Origin of the sequence: Borrelia sp. MN22-0132, from assembly GCF_049201035.1 — a bacterium.
In the GTDB taxonomy this organism is placed as follows: domain Bacteria; phylum Spirochaetota; class Spirochaetia; order Borreliales; family Borreliaceae; genus Borrelia; species Borrelia puertoricensis.
The window spans coordinates 186,463-208,653 of sequence record NZ_CP138334.1; the positions used below are offsets into that span (position 1 = coordinate 186,463).

At 30.7% G+C, this 22,191-nt stretch carries 17 protein-coding genes, 1 tRNA gene and 1 pseudogene; 3 read left to right on the plus strand and 16 right to left on the minus strand.

The features are described 5' to 3' along the window. Positions 1-5: 5 nt before the first annotated feature. From rpsP to R5397_RS00890, 5 genes are all read right to left on the minus strand, one after another. Positions 6-257, minus strand: a complete 252-nt coding sequence (gene rpsP, locus R5397_RS00870) for a 30S ribosomal protein S16 (protein WP_247065871.1) — start codon at positions 255-257, stop codon at positions 6-8. Then, positions 254-1,603 (minus strand): signal recognition particle protein, encoded by a 1,350-nt coding sequence (gene ffh, locus R5397_RS00875; protein ID WP_421622567.1) that lies wholly within the window; start codon positions 1,601-1,603, stop codon positions 254-256. The genes rpsP and ffh overlap by 4 nt, the downstream gene beginning before the upstream one ends. 60 nt (positions 1,604-1,663) lie before the next feature. Then, a complete protein-coding gene (locus R5397_RS00880; RefSeq protein ID WP_247065867.1) occupies positions 1,664-2,872 on the minus strand; it encodes an ROK family protein in 1,209 nt (402 codons plus the stop codon). A gap of 291 nt (positions 2,873-3,163) precedes the next feature. Next, positions 3,164-5,173 (minus strand): elongation factor G, encoded by a 2,010-nt coding sequence (gene fusA, locus R5397_RS00885; RefSeq protein ID WP_421622568.1) that lies wholly within the window; start codon positions 5,171-5,173, stop codon positions 3,164-3,166. Positions 5,174-5,312: 139 nt separating this feature from the next. Further along, a complete protein-coding gene (locus R5397_RS00890) occupies positions 5,313-5,843 on the minus strand; it encodes a Dps family protein (protein ID WP_421622569.1) in 531 nt (176 codons plus the stop codon). 69 nt (positions 5,844-5,912) lie between these two features. Between R5397_RS00890 and R5397_RS00895 the strand changes: the two genes are divergently transcribed. Both R5397_RS00895 and R5397_RS00900 read left to right on the plus strand, forming a co-directional pair. Beyond that, entirely contained in the window at positions 5,913-6,356 is a 444-nt protein-coding gene (locus R5397_RS00895; RefSeq protein ID WP_421622570.1) for a CAP domain-containing protein, read from the plus strand. Between the two features lie 52 nt (positions 6,357-6,408). Beyond that, positions 6,409-6,482: transfer RNA gene (locus R5397_RS00900), tRNA-Val, on the plus strand. A gap of 121 nt (positions 6,483-6,603) precedes the next feature. Here the strand turns inward: R5397_RS00900 and mvk are convergent. Genes mvk through R5397_RS00930 form a run of 6 tightly spaced genes read right to left on the minus strand, consistent with a single transcriptional unit; the run spans position 6,604 to position 12,881 of the window. Continuing rightward, positions 6,604-7,497, minus strand: coding sequence for a mevalonate kinase (gene mvk, locus R5397_RS00905; RefSeq protein ID WP_247065859.1), 894 nt, complete (start codon positions 7,495-7,497; stop codon positions 6,604-6,606). Further along, complete coding sequence (locus R5397_RS00910) at positions 7,498-8,439, minus strand: phosphomevalonate kinase (RefSeq protein WP_421622571.1); 942 nt, start codon at positions 8,437-8,439, stop codon at positions 7,498-7,500. Next, positions 8,430-9,368, minus strand: a complete 939-nt coding sequence (mvaD, locus tag R5397_RS00915; protein ID WP_421622572.1) for a diphosphomevalonate decarboxylase — start codon at positions 9,366-9,368, stop codon at positions 8,430-8,432. Before mvaD ends, R5397_RS00910 begins: the two co-directional genes overlap by 10 nt. 1 nt (position 9,369) lies before the next feature. After that, entirely contained in the window at positions 9,370-10,620 is a 1,251-nt protein-coding gene (locus tag R5397_RS00920; protein ID WP_421623039.1) for a hydroxymethylglutaryl-CoA reductase, degradative, read from the minus strand. Beyond that, positions 10,610-11,674, minus strand: coding sequence for a type 2 isopentenyl-diphosphate Delta-isomerase (gene fni, locus R5397_RS00925; RefSeq protein ID WP_421623040.1), 1,065 nt, complete (start codon positions 11,672-11,674; stop codon positions 10,610-10,612). Before fni ends, R5397_RS00920 begins: the two co-directional genes overlap by 11 nt. After that, on the minus strand, positions 11,658-12,881 hold the full coding sequence (locus tag R5397_RS00930; RefSeq protein WP_421622573.1) for a hydroxymethylglutaryl-CoA synthase: 1,224 nt from the start codon (positions 12,879-12,881) through the stop codon (positions 11,658-11,660). The genes fni and R5397_RS00930 overlap by 17 nt, the downstream gene beginning before the upstream one ends. Before the next feature lie 97 nt (positions 12,882-12,978). Here R5397_RS00930 and mnmA point away from each other — a divergent pair, with 97 nt between their 5' ends. Next, entirely contained in the window at positions 12,979-14,043 is a 1,065-nt protein-coding gene (mnmA, locus tag R5397_RS00935) for a tRNA 2-thiouridine(34) synthase MnmA (RefSeq protein ID WP_421622574.1), read from the plus strand. A gap of 51 nt (positions 14,044-14,094) precedes the next feature. On the opposite strand, the gene R5397_RS00940 is transcribed toward mnmA, so the two are convergent. The 5 genes and pseudogenes from R5397_RS00940 to R5397_RS00960 form a co-directional block, all read right to left on the minus strand. Next, a complete protein-coding gene (locus R5397_RS00940; RefSeq protein ID WP_421623041.1) occupies positions 14,095-15,996 on the minus strand; it encodes a methyl-accepting chemotaxis protein in 1,902 nt (633 codons plus the stop codon). A gap of 35 nt (positions 15,997-16,031) precedes the next feature. Then, positions 16,032-17,321: pseudogene (locus tag R5397_RS00945) on the minus strand (methyl-accepting chemotaxis protein); the annotation flags it as partial. Between the two features lie 1,088 nt (positions 17,322-18,409). Next, the gene (locus tag R5397_RS00950) at positions 18,410-19,336 is read right to left on the minus strand and encodes an ABC transporter permease (protein ID WP_421622575.1); all 927 of its coding nucleotides are present in this window, start codon (positions 19,334-19,336) and stop codon (positions 18,410-18,412) included. Further along, positions 19,308-20,459: an ABC transporter permease gene (locus R5397_RS00955; RefSeq protein WP_421622576.1), complete on the minus strand. Its 1,152-nt coding sequence runs from the start codon at positions 20,457-20,459 to the stop codon at positions 19,308-19,310. Before R5397_RS00955 ends, R5397_RS00950 begins: the two co-directional genes overlap by 29 nt. Next, a complete protein-coding gene (locus R5397_RS00960; RefSeq protein ID WP_421622577.1) occupies positions 20,460-22,040 on the minus strand; it encodes an ABC transporter ATP-binding protein in 1,581 nt (526 codons plus the stop codon). It abuts the gene before it with no gap. Positions 22,041-22,191 lie beyond the last annotated feature (151 nt).

Genomic DNA, 22,191 nt, shown 5'->3' on the forward strand with positions numbered 1-22,191 from the left:
TCCTCCTAACTCTCAACTTTAAAATTATTTTTATTCAAAATTTTTTTAACCGTATCACTTGGAATAGCTCCTTTGCCTATCCAATCTCTAAACTTATTCTCATTGATTTTGACTTGACTTTGCTTTTCAACAGGATGATAATACCCAAGCTCTTCAATGGCTCGTCCATCTCTAGGCGAAGCAGAATCTATGACCACAATTCGATAATAAGGCCTCTTTTTTGCCCCCATCCTCTTTAATCTTATCCTAACACTCAATTTACCATTCCTCCTTTATCTCCAAAAAGAGATGCTATCTTACTTTGAAAACTCTTATTTTTCATTTTTTTCATCATCAAAACAGACTGACTAAATTTTTTCATAAACTTGTTTACCTCAAAAATTGTTGTTCCACTTCCCAAAGCTATTCTTTTCTTTCTTGAAGGATTATTTAAAATCACAGGATTTAACCTCTCTTTTTTAGTCATAGACAAAATGATTGCCTCTTCCCTTTTAAGTTCTCTTTCATCAATACTACCATTTAACATTTCTAATGAAACACCCGGAAACATCCCTATCAAACTAGAAATTCCACCCATATTACGCATATATTTAAACTGATTTAAATAATCCTCAAAATTAAAGTTGGCTTTCCTAAATTTTTCTTCAAGTCGTAAGGCCTCTTCTTTATCTATAACACTTTGAGCCTTTTCAACAAGACTAACAACATCTCCCATACCAAGAATTCGTGAAGCAACTCTATCTGGATAAAAAACATCAAGATCCTCAGGTTTTTCTCCAACTCCAACAAATTTAATAGGTGCTCCACAAATAGTCTTAAGTGATAATATAGCACCACCTCTAGCATCAGAATCAAATTTTGTAAAAATTACACCCGTAATCCCAACACTATCATTAAATTCTTTAGCAATATTTACAGCACTCTGACCCGTCATTGCATCTGCAACTAATATTGTCTCCGTAGGAGACACAATATCCCTTATCTCTATTATCTCTCTTAATAATAAATCTTCAACCTCAAGACGCCCTCTAGTATCTATTATTACAGTATCAAAAAGCTCTATTTTAGCATATTCAATGGATTTTTTCACAACTTTAATAGGATCACTCTCACCCTCAAGAAAAAACACAGAAACACCAACTTGCATACCCAAAATCTTTAACTGATTAATCGCCGCCGCTCTAAAAGTATCTGCAGCTACAAGAAGAACTTTCCGATTCTCTGATTTAAGTCGTATTGCAAGTTTTGCACATGTTGTAGTTTTCCCAGAACCCTGAAGGCCAAGCATAAGAATACATGATAATTTGTTAACAGGACCTAAAACGAGCTCAGAATGCTTATCGCCCAAGAAATTTATAAGTTTATCATTAACAATCTTAATAAACTGAGACTTAGGATCAATATTTCTTAAAACTTTAATCCCCTTTGCATCTTCGACCACAGAATTTATAAAACGTCTTACAACTCTTAAATTAACATCAGCTTCAATTAAGGCCCTCTTAATAGTGTCAACGGCTGCTTCAATATTTTTCTCATTTATCACAGATTTTCCAGAGATATACTTTACAAAATCTCTAAAACCCGTACCTAAATTCTCAAACACTAAAAATCACCTTCATTTGTAAAAAATCCTACAAAATATACAATACAAAAAAAGGAAATATTAATCAATATCTCCTCCAGTCAAATAGAATTTATTGAATATAACACTAGAAGCAGGTCCAACAACAGATACTTCAGTATCTAGAGAACTAAGCTTTAATATTATGCTCTCTTTATTCAACCTTTTTATCTCTTTTTTTAATAAATCAAAAAAACTCTTAAGTTTAAAACTTTGTCCATAAAGCACTAAATAATTAAAATCAAGAACCCTTTGAATATTAATAATAACTATTGCCAAGTATTTTACCGTATTTTCCATTATTCTATGTATAAACTCATATTTATCATGAAGAGCAAAAATGTCATATATCGTAACTTTTTTAAGCCTACTCTCATACTTGTCATAAAGCTCAGGAATTTCTCCATTCATAAACTCTTTTGAAATCAAACGCTGAAGTGCAAAATTAGATATCAACATATTAACACACCCCTTATTTCCACATGTAGGACAATTTTTCTCTCCTCCATAATCAATTACCATATGACTAACCATACCAGATTTATTATTAAATCCAGCATAAACATTACCACCAGACCAAATAGAAAGCTCAGCGGTATCTGTATAATCGAAAAACATGATGTTATCTACATTCTTACCCATAAATTCAGCAAGAGAAAGATTTTTAACATAACTCTCAAGATACACTGTAAGCGAAAAATATTCTTCTAATATAGCCTTAACAGGCACATCTTTCTCAATCCATGCACCATGACTATCATTAACAATGCCAGATTCCTTATCCTTAATTATACCAGTAATACTAAATCCCAACCCAATAAATTTATCCCTTGAAAAATTATGTTTCCAGATAATTTCAATCATATGATCTTTAATTTTTTCCAAGATCTCATAAGCGCTAACTGGTGGTTCAAAAGAATAAGTCTCACTTATTAAAACCTCACATTTAAGGTTTGCAATTCCTATTTGAAAATAATTACTTGAAATAATTACTCCCATCGAATATGCAAAATCTTTATTAATATCAAGAAGTATTTCTTTTCGTCCATGCTTTTTGATTCCTGATTCCTTTGAACCAACTTCAACTAAAATATTCTCCTTGATCATATGATTAGTAAGAATCGTCACAGCCGCATTTGTCAATGATAATTTACGTGCCAAATCTGTCCTTGAATATTGCATATTCTTTAAGCTAAGGAGTATTTTTTTTCTATTACCACCTCTAATTGAAACCATGTTCTCACCCTGCATAACAAAACCTCCTTTATTTTTAAAATAAAAAAATATTAATAATAAGACATAATATCAAAAAATTACCATAATATTCTAGTAGCACTTACAAGACAAAAAAAATATTTTTTAATAATTGAAATAATTCAACAAAATATTAAAATACAAATTTTAAAGCTCATAAACAAAAGACATAACTGCTAAAACTTCAAAAAAAATAGAAAAAATAAAATATCAAACAAACATGTACCTTATAATTTAAAGACATAAACTTGTGCATAAATTGACTTACAAATATTTAAAGAAAAATGATCACTCACATTTTTCTTTAAAGTATGAAAATTCCATGGTAAAAACCCCTCTGCCTTTAGTAGCGCTTCTTAAAATAGAAGTATACCCAAAAAGTTTTTCAAAAGCCGCTTCGGCTTTAATTATCTCATAATCCTCAATGTTACTAATAGAATGAATCATTCCACCAATAAAATTCAATGTAGAAATAACCTCTCCAGTATACTCAATAGGAGTTCTAATGTCTAACATCATTATTGGCTCAAGCTTAATAGGATTTGCCCTTTTAAAAAATTCATTAAAAGCAAAACCCGATACTGACTCAATGACAGACTCATTAACCTTGGACTTATCATAATCCAATGAAATAATCTTAATTCCCGCATCAATAATCGGATATCCAATAATGCCACTTGAAAAGGAAGAAGTTATACCCCTTAATATCGCAGCCTTAAACAAAGGCTCAATATCGCACTCAAATTCTATTTTATTTCCTTCACCTCGTACCAAAGGACTAACAATCATCCCAATTTTCAAATTCAGTTCCTTACCTGCAAATATATTAACAAACTCAAATATATCATTAACTGTCGAACTTAAACTCTCCCTATAGCTTACTTGGGGTTTACCTGTATAAACATTAAGCTTAAAATCATCTCTAATTCTCATAATAATAATCTCAAGATGTAGTTCTCCCATTCCAGACACCAATAATTGTCCTGTTTCTTTGCTCTCTTTATAACTAAAAGTAGGATCTTCTTTAGCAATAATTTCAAGAGCTTCTTTAAGCCTAACATCATCAGATGCTTTCTCTGGCTCAATAGATATTAAGACAACTGGTTCTGGAAATACTAAAGGCTCAAGCACAACCTCATTACCTTCCTCAACAAGAGTATCTCCCGTTGTAGAATATTTAAGCCCAATAATTGCACCAATATCTCCTGCTTTGACTTCATCAATTTGCTCATTTTTATTTGAAAAAACCCGAAAAATCCTTGTAAATTTTTCACGTTTATTTTTAGCAATATTAACAACCCTTTTAGACGAATTAAGTGCTCCTGAATATACCCTAATAAAATAAAGATGTGCAGCAATTGCACTACAATATTGAACCTTAAACACAAGTGCAGATAACCTTTTTTCATCTCTAGGATCAATTAATACACTTCTATCTGTTTTTAAAGAATAAGAACTAATTTTTTTTTCAAAAGGACTTGGAAGATAATCCACAACTGCATCTATTAAAGGTTCTATACCAATATTTTTAAGACTAGTTCCCATCAAAACAGGAATAATAAAACCACTAATAGTGCATCTTCTAATCTCTTCAATTATAAGTGAATCATCAATAACAGAATTTTCAAGAAAAAGTTTAGTAATTTTGTCACTAAAATTACTAATAGAATCTATTAAATTTTTCCTGAAAATTTTAACATTTTCAATAAATTCTTCACGAACCACACTCTCAAGCACAATAGGTTTGCCATCCCTAAGTTCAAAATACAATTCTTTATTGCGAATAATATCTATGATTCCTTCAAAATTATTCTCACTCCCAATTGGAATTTGTAAAACTATCGGAACTATGCCAAATTTATTTTTGATGTCCTCAACTACTTTAAAAAAATTCGCTCCTACACGATCCATCTTGTTAACGTAAGCAAGTCTTGGAATATCATACTTTGATGCCTGTTTCCAAACCGTTTCGGTTTGTGCCTGAATTCCATCAACAGCACTAAAAACAACAATCCCTCCATCAAGAACACGAAGGGATCTTTCAACCTCAGCTGTAAAATCCACATGCCCAGGAGTATCAATAATATTTATCTGATGATTCTTCCAATAGCAAGTAATAGCAGCAGAGCTAATTGTAATACCCCTATCTTGTTCTTGTGCCATCCAATCAGTAATAGTATTGCCAGAATCAACATCACCTATCTTATGAGTTCTACCAGTATAATATATAATTCTTTCTGTAGTAGTAGTTTTACCAGCATCAATATGTGCCATAATCCCAATATTTCTAATTTCCATAAAGCCCTCAAACACTATAAAAGCTATAGATCATAGCTATAGCTTTCTTCAATTAAATCATAATTATATTTAATTAAGACATACAAAACAAATATTAAAAAGTATTTTTTACATCAAAGCACAAGATTAATGTTTTTCACTACACCAACCCTTTATCATGAAATGAAGACTCACAATAACATAACAAAGATCTGTACATCCATAAATACTTTTCAAAAGAAACAATAATATCATCCAAAATATTAGCCGTTCCATAATCAGATGTGCTATCAACAAAACACCTTATCTTAGACATATTTTTAAGAATGTCATTAAGATTACAAACAATACTTCTAATTGAAGGTTCAAAACTTGAAGTGATATCTAAACTAATTTCATTAATGAATGATTTTTTAATGAATTCAGAACATCTAAACTCAGAATCATACCCAAGTGCTCTAGTTCGCTCAGCTAGAATATCGATAACCTCTGCAACATAATCATAAAGTTTTTCGGTTTTTTTATGAATTACAAAAAAATTAACATCTTTTATGTTCCAATGAATACCTCTCAAATTAGCATAAAAAACATGGAGTCCTGCTAATAATTCTTGAAGTTTTAAATTTATTTTATCTAAATCATCCGCCTTCAAATAATTTAAATGCTTCGCATAATTTAAATGATTTGACATATCATTCTCCTACTTAAAATAATTAAATATATGTTATAATGATATTATTTTAGTATAAGTAGGCTTATTATGCAAAAAAAATTTATTTCTATTATTTTAATTTTTACAAGTCAATTTACACTCTTAGGTATAAATGAAGACTTAGAATTTCTTTATTCATCAATTCACCAATTAAGAAATGATCTACACTTAGAAAAGCTAAAAATAGATAAAACTCTTGAAATAGTGGCAAAAGAATATGCAATAAATCTTAATGAAAATAAAGTATTAACTCATACACTCTTTGGCACAACTCCAATGCAAAGAGTCAAAAAACATGATAAATACTTTTGTAGAATAATAGAAATTTTAGCAGCAGGGATGGATGTCAAAGATGTAACTGGAGCCTGGCTTACAAGCAAAAAACACAAAGAAGCTCTTTTAAATAAAAACACAAGTAAAATAGGAGGATATGTACTACGAACAAAAGATAAAAAAAACATATTTGTAGTTCTTTTCGGAGAAAAATTCTGAATAAATTGACATAAATCAAACTTATTTTATATAATGTCTTTCAGTATCAAAAGGGTTCATAGCTCAGATGGTCAGAGCGCCTGCCTTACAAGCAGGATGTCGGGGGTTCGAATCCCTCTGAACCCAAAATTACTTTATTCAATTGGGCTTAAAGCATGCTGTTTTCTATAAAGCTAATAAAAAAACACCACACAGCATGTAATTTATTAGCTTATCAAAACGCTTTTCGTATATGCCTTTATATATTCTAACACTTGAATATTCTAAGTGGAAAAATCAAGTTAATATTATTCTTATCTAAATCTTTACTTAACTCCTCCAAGCACAAGCTAGCATCATTTTTATCCTGAAAAAGCAAAATAAAAGCCCCACCCCTACCCGCACCACTCAATTTGCCAGAAAGAGCCTTAAATTGTCTACCTTTTTCTATTACATAATCAAGCGTACCTGAAGATAAACCCAAAGAATTTAAATAATTATTCGCAATATCAATATTATTCGTCAATAAAAGAATATCGCGTTTATTAAAAGCAACATAAGAATTCTTAACAATACAACCAAGTTTTTCAATAATTTCAAATTGACTATTATCAAGAGAAATTCTGTAATTCAAATCAGATATGATTTTATTTGTTGTACATTCCCTTCTGATTGCTCCAATCAAAAAATAAAAATTACAAAATGCTATTCTTCGATAACTGAAAGACCCATTTTTTCTCTCTAAATAAAAAGTTCCATCTAACTCAACAAGCAAAACATCCATCCCAGAAGATCTTCCATGAAAAATATTTTCAATTTCCCTTGCCAACAAAATTTTATCATAAGTACGATATTCATCATGACTTACAATATATTCAGCAAAACATAAACTAAGACTAGCAGAAGAACCAAACCCCAATCCAACTGGAATCTGGGAAAATATTAAAAATTCAATAGGTCGAACTTTATTAAACCTCTTATTAATAAAATGTATTACCTCGTCTATTTTTAAAGAAGGAACTCCCAAATATTTCCAAGAATCAGAAAACGTATAAACCAAGTACATATAAAAAGGTATCGTAGCACCAATCACTGGAAAACCATATACAGCACTATGTTCTCCTAAAAATAGTATTTTAGAAGGCTTTTTTATTATAAACATTTACTGAAATTTAACACCATCTAAATCTAGCTCTATTGGTTCAATATTAAATTGTTCAAAAACTTCAAAATTTGGCTCATAGACTAAAAAAGTCTCATTTCCAGCACCCAAAGCCTTAATTAAAGTACATTCATTTTCAAGATAAGCAAGATTTAAAGGCAAATTAGCAGAAATGCCTATCTTTTCCCCAATGTCTAATCCTATATTTTTTGCCAATTTCAAACCAGATAATAAACAATCAGAAGAATTGTTAATATTAAGAATAATTTTTTTCATTACAATATTAATATCTTTTATAAAACTCATTAAAGAATTTTTATGTTTATAATACTTAATAATCGAACTAGTAGTTTTAACTGGACTAGGACCTCGCATTAAATAAAAATTATTAAAACATATATTCTCTAAACGCTCATACGAAGGAAGATCTCCGCCCTTAAACTGAATAACCCCACCAAAAAGACTAGTAGCAATATCATATCCACTACCCATACCTCCTTGAGCATACCTATAAGATTCTAGACAATACATAAAAATTTTATCTTTAACAAAATAATTATCATTATTCAAAATCAAAAAAATTCCACATACAATCCCAACAGCAACAACAGCACTCGAACCAAATCCTTTCTTTACACCACTATTTAAAAAAAAATTACTTGTATCAATATAAACATTAAAGGAAAAATCTTCTAAATTAGTAAAATATTTCTGTTTTAAATACCTAAACATCCTAAAAACAAAATCATCATTATTTTCTATTAAAGTAAAATCATCAATTTTGGTTTTTTTAGCAAAAAAACGCCAAGTATCACTTCGTTTAAAAGAAAAATAAGCTCTTTCTTTTATTGCAACTGCAAGACCAAAACCATCTTCTTCCAAAATAAAATATTCACCCATCAAAAGTAAATTACCAGGTACTGAAAAACTAATTATATCCATTCTAAACCATTTCCAATTTTTGAAACAACAAAATTAACATCTCTAAAATTGCTAGTAAGTTTAGTCAAAATTAATTCCAAATCTTTCTTTAAACACAACACCTTAACCTGCGGCCCAGCATCCATTGTTTCAAAAACAGGAATACCTTTACTTCTAAGATCGGCAATATACTTGATTAATTCTATAGTATTACTCTTAAAATAAATAATGGAAGATGATAACATTAAAGCAAACATACACTGATAACTCTTTACAATTTTAAGGCCAAATTCATTAAAATCTCCTTTTAAAAGAAAATACAAAGCTTCCTTAAATATATTCCGACTTGATTCAATCCACGCATTCCAATAAAATTTTTCTTGCTTGCAAATCTCCATGGCAACCCTTGAAGAAATCTCTTTTTTCCTGCTATCAACTATAGCAAATATTATGCATAAATCACTAAAACAATTAAAACTATCCAACTGAAATGCACTCCTTGCACCTTCCTTTAAAAAGGTAAATCCACCATAAATAGCTCTTGATGCTGATGCTGAACCTATTCTTGCAAGCTGTGAAGCTTTTTGATGAGAATATTGATTAAAATATCTTAAAATACAAGCAGCAATAGATGCAAAACCAGAGCTTGAACTTGCAAGTCCTGCGGCTGTTGGAAAATTATTTTCACTAATTACCCTAAACCCAACATTTGGCTTATTTAAGATTTTTCTTGCATAGTTAAAAAAATTTATTTCTCTCTCTCTCAACACAACAACCCTTGAATTTAAAATTATTTCATCCTTACATGACAATTCAAGTTCACTTATTGAATAAAATTTATCAACACTTATAGCAATGCTTGAAGTAGCTGGAATATTTAAAAATTTATCTCTTTTTCCCCAATACTTAATTAATGCCAGACTAGGATTTACCTTACATCTAATCTTCACACTATGCTCTCAAATCCTCTAAAATTTTAAGAGCAAAATCAAGGGAATAAATTCCACTCTCACTCATTTTAAATAATATTTTTTCTCTCTCATCACTAGAAATAGTATAATCTCTTTCAAGAAAATATAAAATCTTATTAACATGCAACTTCATATGTCCTCGCTGAATTCCATCAAAAGCAAGTGCTCTTAGAGCCGCAAAATTACTTGCAAGACCAATACAAGAGAGAACACCCATAAACTCTTTTTTGCAATCAATCCCCATAATCTTAAAGCTCAATATAGCCGCTTTATGAGAACCAGCAGAACCTCCTTTAATACCAACCTGTAAAGGCAATTCAATCTCTCCAATCAAATTTTCATCAGAAATATAAAATTTACTAAGAGGCAAATATATACCACTTTTTGAAGCAAATTTATGTATGCATGCCTCAAGAGCCCTTGTATCATTAAGTGTAGCAACACATAAACCTGTTATGCCATTCATAATACCTTTGTTATTAGTAACAGCACGTTCTTCTTCAAAAAACCCTATCTTAGAAATAAGTGAAATATTTTGAGCCAAAACTAAAGATTCTTCATTATCTTTAAGCAAATCATTAACATTTAATTTAAAATTAGCTTTTATAGCAAAATCATTCGAATCATTACTTAAAATTTTTAAAATACACTCATACCCAAACTCTAGAGTAATATGATGAGCCACTCTCTCAGCTATTGAATTTAGCAAATTTGAACCCATAACATCACAAACATCTACATAGATATTTAATTTTTGAATACCAATTTCCTTAATAAACTTAGTTGAAAGTTTTCTAAATCCACCGCCTCTACGTTCCATATTATGCAAAAGAGGCTTAGACCAAAAATCAATCTTTTCAAAAAGACCAAAAAACATATCACTTAAATCTTTATCTGTTTTTATATAAATTTGAGCAATTCCTAACACCTCACCCACAGAATAACTTAAATTAGCATGCTCAAGAATCTTAGCTGACAAATTTAATGCAGCAATAACTGAGGGTTCTTCTGTAGCAATAGGTACAGTATAATACTTGCCATTTACCTTTAAATTCTTTACAATGCCAATGGGCAAAGATAAATAACCAACATAATTCTCTATCATGTGACAAAGAAAATCTTCATCAGCAGAATCATAAAAAAAATCACAAAGATTCAATTTCAAAAGACTCTTTATCTCTCGTTTTTTATCTAAAATACTTTTACTTCTAAAATTCTCACTAAGTCTCATAAAAATCTTTAAAGCTCTTAACATTAAACGGCAACGGATGACTTAAAAAATATTTATTTAACCTAAACTGTGCCAAATCCTTACTATTACTTAAAAGCATAGACATCTTTAAAACATATTCATAACCTTTTAAAAGGTTATATAAAGCATTCTCCCCTCCCGAATAAAAAGCCCTTAGAATAGATGCTGCAATACCTACCAATTTAGCCCCAAGCGCAATGCCCTTGGCAATATCCATTCCAGTCTCATATCCTCCTGATGCAAAAACTCTATCTTTAAAAAAATCCTTAATACTAAGTAATGTTAAAACCGACGATATGCCCCAGTTAGCAAAACAAGACGCAACATCCAAATTTTCCTCTTTAATTCCTTCAACCAAAACCCAGTTAGTTCCACCACTACCAGCAAGATCAACATAAGAAACCCCAAGATCTAGCAAGCTGATAACAGAATCGGGAGAAATTCCAAAGCCCGTCTCTTTAACAATAACTGGAATATTTGATAAAGAACAAAGCCTAGCAATTGAGTCTTTAATCCCTCTAAAGTTTCTCTCCCCTCTTAAATTCATTAATTCTTGACCTGAATTCAAATGTACAATTATGGCATCAACCTCAAGTCTCCTATTCACTTCAACTATTTCAAAAATCCCAAATTCTCTTAACTGAGTAGCACCAATATTTGAAAATAAAGGAATATTATGAGCATACTTCCTTAAGGAAAAATCTTTAATATATTCAGGGTATTTAAATATAAGCTTAAAGGATCCCAGACTCATTGGAATTTTTAAATCATTTGCAATCTTAACAAGAGACTTATTCAGCTTATTACCCTCTTTAACGCCTCCTGTCATTGATGAGATAAAAATAGGCATGGCAATATCATAACCAAATATACTCTCTCTTGTATTTATCTCACAAAAATCAAGCTCACTAAGTGCATCATGCTTTAAATTAACAAAATTTAAAAGATTATCACTTTTATTAACATCCTCTTTATTTAAACAAATTTCAATTTGTCGTTTTTTATTATTTAATATATTAGGCTCGATACCCATAAACCCGGTATCCATCTTCTCTAATTTCCTTTAAATAAAAACCTTGGGATTCACCTGGAACAATCCTATTTTCAAAAAAATCTCTATACTCATCAAAATTTGCATCATGTCTTACTGAAAACATTTTATCAATATCCCAGGTCTTAACAACACGATGAGCATTCTCTTCAACTGTAAGCTCATAAATAACCATAATATTACCAGACCCATAAGAACAAAAAAGTATTCTCTCACCACTAATATCCTTTTTTGCAAATACTCGCTTCAAATAAGACATTAAAGATAAAAATATTGATCCTGTATATAAATTTCCTACCTCCTTAGAAGCCTCAACAGAATCATAAAAGTCTATTGATTCTAAATAAGCATTTCGTTCAAATTCATCTTCACTATAATATTTCTTTAAAACATAATGCATTGAGTCTATAGGCATTTGTGCAAAAGGTACATGTAAAATAAACCTATATTTAGAAAATAAATCCTTAATACTCATGTTTTTCTTATATGCAAAATTTGCTAAAGCCTCTTCATTTGCCTTATTATAACAGTCAATAGAATAACGTCCCTTTACCTTAGCCTCAAGACTTCCGAATGGTCTAAAAAAATCATCAACATCATCAGTATAAACCCCAAACTCAGACAAATTAATAGATAAAACTTTTGGATTTTGCTCAATAAGAACTGCTGTTGCTCCAGCTCCTTGAGTAATCTCTGCTGTAGTAAGATTACTATAATGTGCAATATCACTAGAAAATACTATTCCATATTCAGATTTATCTGAATGACTTAAAATACTTGCAGTACTGTGCAAAGACAGTGCAGAACCTGCACATGCATGTTGGACCTGAAAAGTTAAGAAATTATTTGATAAATTAATACCAGCTAACTTCAAAGCTCCATAGACATAAGATGAAATTGATTTTGAATAATCTACACCCGTCTCAGTTCCACCTAAAAATACTCTCATTTTATCTAAATCAAGATTATTATTATCAAAAATTAGCTTAACAGCAGAGCTTGCCATTGTAACACTGTCTTCATTAGGACTTGTAAATCTAAACGCTTTCTGAAGGGTTGCATCAATTGCTCTATTAAATTTCTTAAAAAAATTTTCATCAGAATTATATAAAGAATTGTTTAAAAGAACATGCAAGTTTAAACAATTTAAAGGCAAAAAAACTCTAATATCACTAATACCTACTTTCATTAATTTCCCCCGATTAAAAAAATAATTACCAAGTAATATACTATAGATCATAAAAACATCAAAGTTCAATATGCTATGATGAAAGGAGAAGCAAATTATGCAAATAGCAGTACTTCTATCTGGTGGAGTAGACAGCTCTGTGGCTCTTTACACAATGATACAAAAAGGATATAAAAATATAAAGTGTTATTATCTAAAAATTTGGCTTGAAGACGAACTTTTCTACATAGGAGAGTGCCCTTGGAAAGAAGATATCAATTATGTAGAGGCTGTGTGTAAAAAATTTAACGTACCATATGAAATCATTAGCTTACAAGACGAGTATTACAAGAGAGTAGTAACTTATGCTATCGAAGAATTAAAAATTGGTAATACCCCAAGTCCAGATATATTTTGTAATCAAAGAATAAAATTTGGTGCATTCTTTGATAAGATAAACGAACATTATGATTTAATTGTCACAGGACACTATGCTAAAATAGAAAACAAAAATGATCACTACATACTTAAACAAGCCAAAGATAAAATAAAAGATCAAAGCTATTTTCTGTCTCATCTCTCTAGCGAACAAATATCAAAACTGCATTTCCCATTAGGAAACCTATTTAAAACTGAAATAAGACAAATAGCACAAAAAATAGATTTGCCCAATAAAAACAGAAAAGACAGTCAGGGAATCTGTTTTCTTGGCAAAATCAAATATGATGAATTTATAAAATATCATTTAGGAGAACTTAAAGGTAATATTATCGAACAAGAAACAGGCAAAATACTTGGAACACATAATGGATATTGGTTCTTTACAATTGGACAAAGAAAAGGTATCAAACTCAGCCATGGCCCATGGTTTGTCACAGAAAAGGATATTCAAAATAACATCATTTACATCTCAAATAGTACAAATTACCTGAAACAAGGAAAGCAACAATTTTTAGTTCACAAAACAAACTGGATAAACAAGCCATTAAACAATAGTGACTTAAGTGCCAAAATAAGACATGGAGAGAAAAAAATAAAATGCAAAATAGAAATATTAAAAAATGATATTATAAAAGTTGATCTAGAAGAAAAAGATTATGGAATTTCACCGGGACAATTTTGCATATTTTATCAAGAAGATGAATGCTTAGGCGGAGCTAAAATCCTTAAAACACTAATATAATATATTTTTAAAATCATTATTTATAGGGATAATTTAAATTATCCCTATAAATTACTTATCAATCTTAAAGTAATCTACTGATTCCTTCAAATGTTTAACGCTATCTAACATTCTCTCAGACATTGCTGAGAGTTCCTCACTACTTGATGCTGTTGTTTGAACCAATTGACTAACTTGTTCTATTGCATTCTTAAATTGTTCAATTTGATTACTCTGGTTATAACTTTCACGAGTAATATTCTTAACAAGTCCAGCCGTTTTTTCCATTCCAGGAACAATCTGCTCAAAATTATTACCTGCTTTACTTGCAACAGTAAAACTTTTATTTGCAATATCAATAATTTCTCTAGCAGACTCCTTGCTTTGATCAGCAAGCTTTCTAACCTCAGCAGCAACAACTTCGAATCCCTTACCCTTATCCCCTACTCTAGCAGCTTCAATAGAAGCATTTAGAGCAAGTAAATTGGTTTGCCTTGTTATCTCATCAATAACACCTATTTTATCTGTAATCACCTCCATCGCCTCAATGGCTTTAATAACAGATTCATGTCCCTCCCTGGTCTTCTCATTAGTGTTAACAGCAATACTCTCAGTAGTAGAAGCATTATCGGTATTCTCAGTAACACCTTGAGATATCTGCTCAATATTTGCTGTCATTTCTTCTAATGTAGACGCTTGTTCAACTGCTCCAGAACTTAAATTTTGACTCGCATTTGCTATCTGAATTGCATTTTCATAAAGATAATCAAGGTTTTCAATAACTCCTCTGACAACAGATGAAAAATTAGACCTTAAAAGCTCCAAATCTTCATATAACCCATGAAGTTCTAACGTTTCCCATTCTAAAGAATAACTTGAAACAGTAAAATCTCCAGAAGCAAGTCTCCCAGAATAACTCAAAATTCCATTTAAAACAGCACTGAGTTTACCTACAAGATAAATAGTAACTAATCCAAGAATAACTAAAGTCACTACAAAACTTATTCCTAAAATAAAAGTAGTAAGTCTAGTCATATAATAAAAATCATTAGCATTAGCTCTGAGATACACTATAAACGAAAAATTAGACAAATTACATGTTACTCTCTGAGCAAACCCAACAAATTTTTGCCCATGAAGGTCAACATAACTCCTAAAGCTAATTTCTTGATTTTTCTGAATTAAATCCTCAGAAGTACTCTTAACGACACTACTATAGTAAGGATTAACATCAACAAAGTTATCACCAGGCAACCAAGTATGGTGAATGAGAAATGATCCCGTTTGGTCAAATACCATAACACGACCGCTACCCAATGCTCCAAAACTAATACCTTTAAATGAATTATAAAGATAATCGATAGCATAAAAGATCATAAAATAGCCAAAAACATCGCTAGTATTATGATCTCTTAAAGGAACACCTATTAATAAATAAGGAATTTGTCCTGATTTATTCCTAATCTTAGAAATATCCCTCATCAAAACTTCTTCAACAGACCCAGAATCTGCCAAAAGCACAGAAGAATTATAAATAGAACTAGTGCCCCTTAACTTAAGAAAGTATTCTTTATCTGCAACAGAAATGCCATAATCACTATTATCTTTGACAGCAGTAGTAAATATTATTTCACCTTTTCTATTGGTTATCATAAGGTTATTACCTCTGCCTGTTTTAACCAAGATCTCAATTTGATCTAAAATAGCTTCTATTCTCTTAGGCTTACTTCTAGCAATGGATTCAAATAAAAATGAAGAGTCTAAATACATTGAGTTAATTTTCACTCTCTCTTCCATTGAAGAAAGATAAATGGTTAAAGAATTTTTGACATTTCCAATAAGATTTTGCATAAGATCTAACTGCTGAGCTACTAAACTAGAATTAATAAATATCCCAAATACGAAAAACAATATAGAAATAAAGATTGCTATAAGAATACTAACAATAAGTAATATCCTAACTTTCAGCTTCAGTTTCATACGCTAACTACCTCTTACAAAAATAAATTCTAAAAATCTGAAAAGTCCTCATCAAAATCCAAATCTTTATCAACAACATCAATGGCTTTCTTAGGATCTACCCTCTTATTAACAGACTCATAACTTACCTTTGAATCACCATGTATATCATCTTGACTATCTCCTAAAGATGAATTACTCTCCATATTCAAAGAAGTAAGATTTTCAGTCATCAAAACATCATCACCAGCATTAAGTTTATCACAAGCATCAACCTCAAAATCTTTAACTTTGAAAAAAGATATTACTTGTCTAAGCTCTTTAGCCTTTTCAAGCATCCTATCAGCCATACTTGAAAGCTCTTCACTACTTGATGCTGAAGCTTGAACTACTTCTCCAACCTGATCAAGAGCTTCTTTAAACTGTATAATTTGATCATTCTGCTTATAGCTTCCCTCAAAAATCTTCTTCACAAGATTGGTAGTCTTTTCTATTTCAGGTAACATATCCTTAAATATCAACCCAGCTTCCGTTGCCAATCTAGAATTCTCTTCAACTAATTCACCAATTTCAAGTGCAGACTCCTTGCTAAGATCAGCAAGTTTTCTAATTTCACTTGCTACAACAGCAAACCCCTTGCCTTCATCACCAGCTCTTGCAGCCTCAATAGCCGCATTTAAAGCAAGCAAATTAGTTTTTCTAGCTATCTCTTCAATAACACTGACTTTCTCAACAATAGACTGCATAGCCACAACAGATTCTTCAACAGCCTTACCCCCTATTTGAGCATTCTCATTAGTAATTAAGGCAATTTGCTCTGTTTCTCGGGAATTATTCACACTCATCTCAACTCCAGATGATATCTGTTCAATGTTAGCTGACATTTCTTCAAGTGTTGAAGCTTGCTGTAACGCACTAGAACTTAAATTTTGACTTGAATCAGCAACTTCAACACTTGCCTTATTAACATAACTAATGTTTTTAAGCACACTTGCAATAGCATCCGCAATAGCATCTCTCATTTTAACAATTTGTAAGCCCAATGAACCAAGCTCATCAGAATAATTATCATTAATAACATAATCTTTATCTAAATTTCCTTGGACTATTTCCTTTACCAAATTTCTAACCAAATTTAATCTAAAGCTAATAATTGCCTCTAACATCACTGAGAGAATAACAACCAATATAATAATGCCTAAAATAGTACATACAATAAATTTAAAAGCCAAACTGTAAATAACCCCATAAATATCTTCATAAGGAATTCTGGCAACAAGAATTCCACTATTATCTCCAAGCTCACTGCTAATAGGCAATATGGCATAATAATTATACAACTTCATCTCAGGAAAATACGCTCTCTCAATCTGATAAACTGGTATCTGGCCTGGTACAAGAGGTTTCATAGGGGATTTGGATAATACATCCTTTAAAACACTAACAAATTTAGCACTAACTTTAGAGCTCTCATTATATTCTATTAAAGGATTAACAAGATTATTATATGGGTCTAAATAAAATAAATTTCCTCTGTTATAAAAACCAAATCTAGATCTATCTAACTTATCTCTTATCACATCGTCAAGTAAATAACCTACCAAATAACCAAGAAACACTTTATCTTCTGCTGAATATACAGGAACAACTATGGCAGAAGCTTTTTTATCTTTATAGTGAGATCGAATAGCAACCTCTCCTGCTATCCCTTCAGTAAGACCAGGATACCAACCAATAAAATTTAATTCACTTTTTTTATATTCTTCTACAGACTTTTTAAAATACTCAGTATTTGACTCAGACTGACCAAAATCCATATTATTGGCATGTCTTGTAGAAACAATTATTTTACCTTCCAAATCAAAAAATGCAAATTCTTCATAAAAAGTATCAAGCTTTAAATTGAACAATATCTCATATACCCGATTTCGATATTTTTTATTCCCCTTTACAGCATCAAGAACTATTTTAGAATTTTCTCTAAGTCTGTCTAATTCAACCTCTGAAAAAATATGACCACCATTCTTAATAAAAGAATATTCACTCATAGTCTCAAGAGCCAAATTAGAACTTGCACCATCAATTATGATATAAAATGTATCTAACAAAGCCTGCACAGCAAAAGCAGCTCGTCTTACTTGAGCCCTTGTAAGTTGTTTATAATAACGCTCTAAATAACTACCCAACATAAACTTAAAAATTAAAGAAAAAAACAATACAGTTATCAACAAACATAAAAATAAAAAACCAATAAACCTGTGCTTAATTTTTAACATAAACCTACCTCGTAAATTAATCACTCACTTAATTAATTTAACAAACATAAGAATTAAGTAGATACCTTTCATAACTTTATATCAAAAAAATATAATTCTCAAATAAACCCTAAATAATTCTACCTGTATCTTAAAAGAAATAAACATAAAAATCAATCTTTTTTATAAGGTAAACCTAAAGCTTTAGGGGCATAATTCCTTTTTGAAAAAAACAAAAGACTCAAAATCACTACAACATAAGGTAAAATGATTAATATTTTAAGAGGAACTATGAAAGACAAAAAAGAAACTTGAGACATCATAACAACTAAAGTTCTTATAAAAGAAAACAAAAAGCTACCCATCAAAATTCCAAAAGGTTGCCAATTCCCAAAAATCACCATAACGATGGCAATAAAACCTTGCCCACCAATAATTCCTTGCATATAACTTGAAGCAATCACAGTAGAGAGAACTGCTCCAGCAATTCCCGCAAATAATCCACTTAGAAGGACACAAAAAAACCTAATCATAAATACATTAACTCCAAGAGATTCTAAAACTTCTGGTTCCTCACCACTAGCTTTAATCCTAAGTCCAATTTTAGTATATTTAAACATAACATGAAAAAGCACAACACATGTTATTGCAATATAGAGTGAATATCTCTTACCAAAAATCTGAAATACAAGAGACTTTTTATCCAAAACTCCGTCAAAAAGTATGGGCAGCTTAATATCTATTGGGGGAGTTGAAGCAGAACCAAAAATAAAAGTTCCAAACAACATCGCTACAGATGGTCCTAAAAAATTAATAGCCATCCCAGTTATTATCTGATCTGATTTAAGAAAAACAGTAAAAATAGCATGAAGAATTGAAATAACAAGCCCTGAAAGCCCCCCCGCAAAAATTGCAAATAACGGACTACCATAACAATATGCAACTGTAGCACCAACAAATGCCCCAAGAGCCATTGTGCCCTCAAGACCAATATTGATTATTCCACATCTCTCACTGATAAGTCCTCCAAGACCAGCCAAAATTAAGGTCTGAGAATTTATGAGCGTTTCACTAATTAGAAATATTAGTGCGTTTGACACTTTTTATACTCCTCAAAAACATCTTATTTAAGAAATGACTAGCAGAAATCATAATCACCACTATCCCTATCATCAAAGACACTATTGAAGATGACAACCCCATTAAACTTTGCACTCTGCTACTACCATAAAATAAAATTGAGAATAAAATACTTGAAAATATTATTCCTATTGGAGAATTATTTCCTATCAAAGCAACAGCTATACCATTAAGACCTGTTCCTTCCATATAAGTAAGCTTAAATATTGCCTTATTAACACCCATAACCTGTATAGCACCTGCAAGTCCCGCAAGTGCACCTGCAATAAACATAGTAAACATCAAAATCTTTTTAATATCAATTCCAACACGATAAGAAGCGACAATATTACGCCCAACAGAGCTTATCTTAAACCCAAGCATCGTCTTATTCAATAAAACCCACATTAAAATAGCAATAATAATCCCAACAATTATCCCAAAATTAAGAGGGGCCTTTAATAAATCATTAATAAATGGATGTTTTGCTCTATAAGCAAGTCCCTCAGATGAAAGTTTCCAAGAACCAAAAAAATCAATAAAAGCGCTTTCTCGAATAGGCTTAGATAAATCACTATTATCCTTTTTAATAGTGGGCAAATCTATGATTATATTATTCAAATGAAATAAAATCCAATTAAACATTATCCCTGAAATTACTTCATTGATGTTAAATTCAATCTTTAAATATCCAATGAAAACACTTAAAATTCCTGAAGCTAAAGATGCAAAAAGGAAAATGCAAATTACGTGTAATACAGGGGGAAAATCCAAAAAAATTCCAGCTATTAAAGCTGAAATCGAACCAAGCATAAATTGACTCTCAACACCAATATTAAAAAGTCCCACTCTTAAAGCGATGCCAATCGAAAGGCCTGTAAAAATCAATGGCGTGGCATAGCTTACAATATACGCAAAATGTTTAGGAGAAGAAAATACAACCTCTATCATTATATAGTACATTCTCAAAGGAGAATACCCAAGAATTAATACTATTAACCCAAGAATTAAAATCCCTAAAAAAAATGCAAAAAAATTAATAAATATCGACGAATTTAAAAATACTGCAATTGCCTCTTTATATTTATAATTATCAACTTTCATTTAAACTATACCCATCATCATTTTTCCAATAACAACAGAATCAAAATTATGCTCTAAAATACCTACAATTCCACCATTGTACATTACAGCTATTCTATCACAAACACTCACAAGCTCATCAAGTTCAAGAGACACAAGAAGAACTGTCATACCCTCATCTCTTTGCTCTAAAAATTTTTTATAAATATTTTCAATAGCACCCACATCAAGTCCCCTTGTAGGTTGAACTGCCAAGAGAACCTCAGGTTTCAAATTAATTTCACGCGCAACAACGACCTTTTGTTGATTACCTCCAGATAGATTTTTAACTTTGCTCAAAATATCTCTTGGTGTAATATCAAATGAAGCTGCAAGTTGTTCGCTTATTTCCTTAAGAAGAGTTAAATTAAAATTAACAAACTGCTTTTTAACAGTATTTAAAAACTTAACCTTTAATTTACCATTACCTATACCACTACTCTTCATTTTTAAATAATTCACATCATCAAAACTTTTAATTCCAATATTTTGCAAAATGTTAAAGTCTAAAATAAGACCATGCTTTTGTCTATCAGATGGAATATGGCCTATTTTCCTATCTATTATTTGTTTAACACTAAGACCCTTGATTGATTCAAATTTGCCATCAACTCTCTTAACTATATCTCCGCTAAAGATATCTCTAACCCCAAGAATTGCTTCAACTAATTCTTCTTGACCACTGCCTTCAACTCCAGCTATCCCAAAAATTTCACCTTCTCTAAGATTTAAACTAATATTCTTAACTTTAAAAACACCCCGTTCATCTTTAACACTTAAATCCCTAATCTCAAGAACATTTGTGTGATTAACAATCCGTCTCTTAGAAATATCAAGAGAAGTTTCTTTGCCTATCATTAATTTAGTAAGCATTCCCTCATCAGTCTTAGTAATATCAAAAGTCCCAACTACTTTCCCAAGACGCATAATTGTACATCTTTGTGCCACAGACTTTATTTCTTTTATTTTATGTGTAATAAGTATTACAGTATGCTCCTCTACAGCCAATATTTTTAAAACATTCATAAATTCATCAATCTCATTAGACGTAAGTACCGCTGTAGGTTCATCAAAAATAATAATATCTGCATTTCGATAGAGAACTTTGAGTATTTCTACTTTTTGTCCCATCCCAACACTTAAATCCTCAATTGGCTTATCAGTATCTATTTTTAAACCATATCTTTCAGAAAGTTTAAGTATCCTCCTCTTTGCATGATCATAATTAATAAATCCAAATTTTGAATCTTCATATCCTAAAATAATATTTTGTACAGCCGTAAATTTTGGAATTAACATAAAATGTTGAAAAACCATCCCAATACCACTTCGAATAGATTCGCTTGAATCTTTAAGTTTTAGTTCATTTCCTCTTAAAAAAATCTGCCCGCTATCGGGCTTGTGAATTCCATAAATAGTTTTCATTAAAGTGGTTTTGCCAGCACCATTTTCACCAAGAATTGCATGTATTTCTCCCTTTTTAAATCTTATACAAATATTATCATTAGCAATAAAATCACCATATCGCTTAGTAACTTTATCTAAAACTAATATGTCTTGCATTAAAGATAACCTGAAATTTAACAAAGGTAAATAACATTTATTTATACCCTAACCAGGTATGTTAAAACTAAAAACAAATATTTTCAAGAGATTTTCAGAAAAAAAAATCAAAAACAATGTAAAATATCAAAAATCATGCAATAAATTTAAT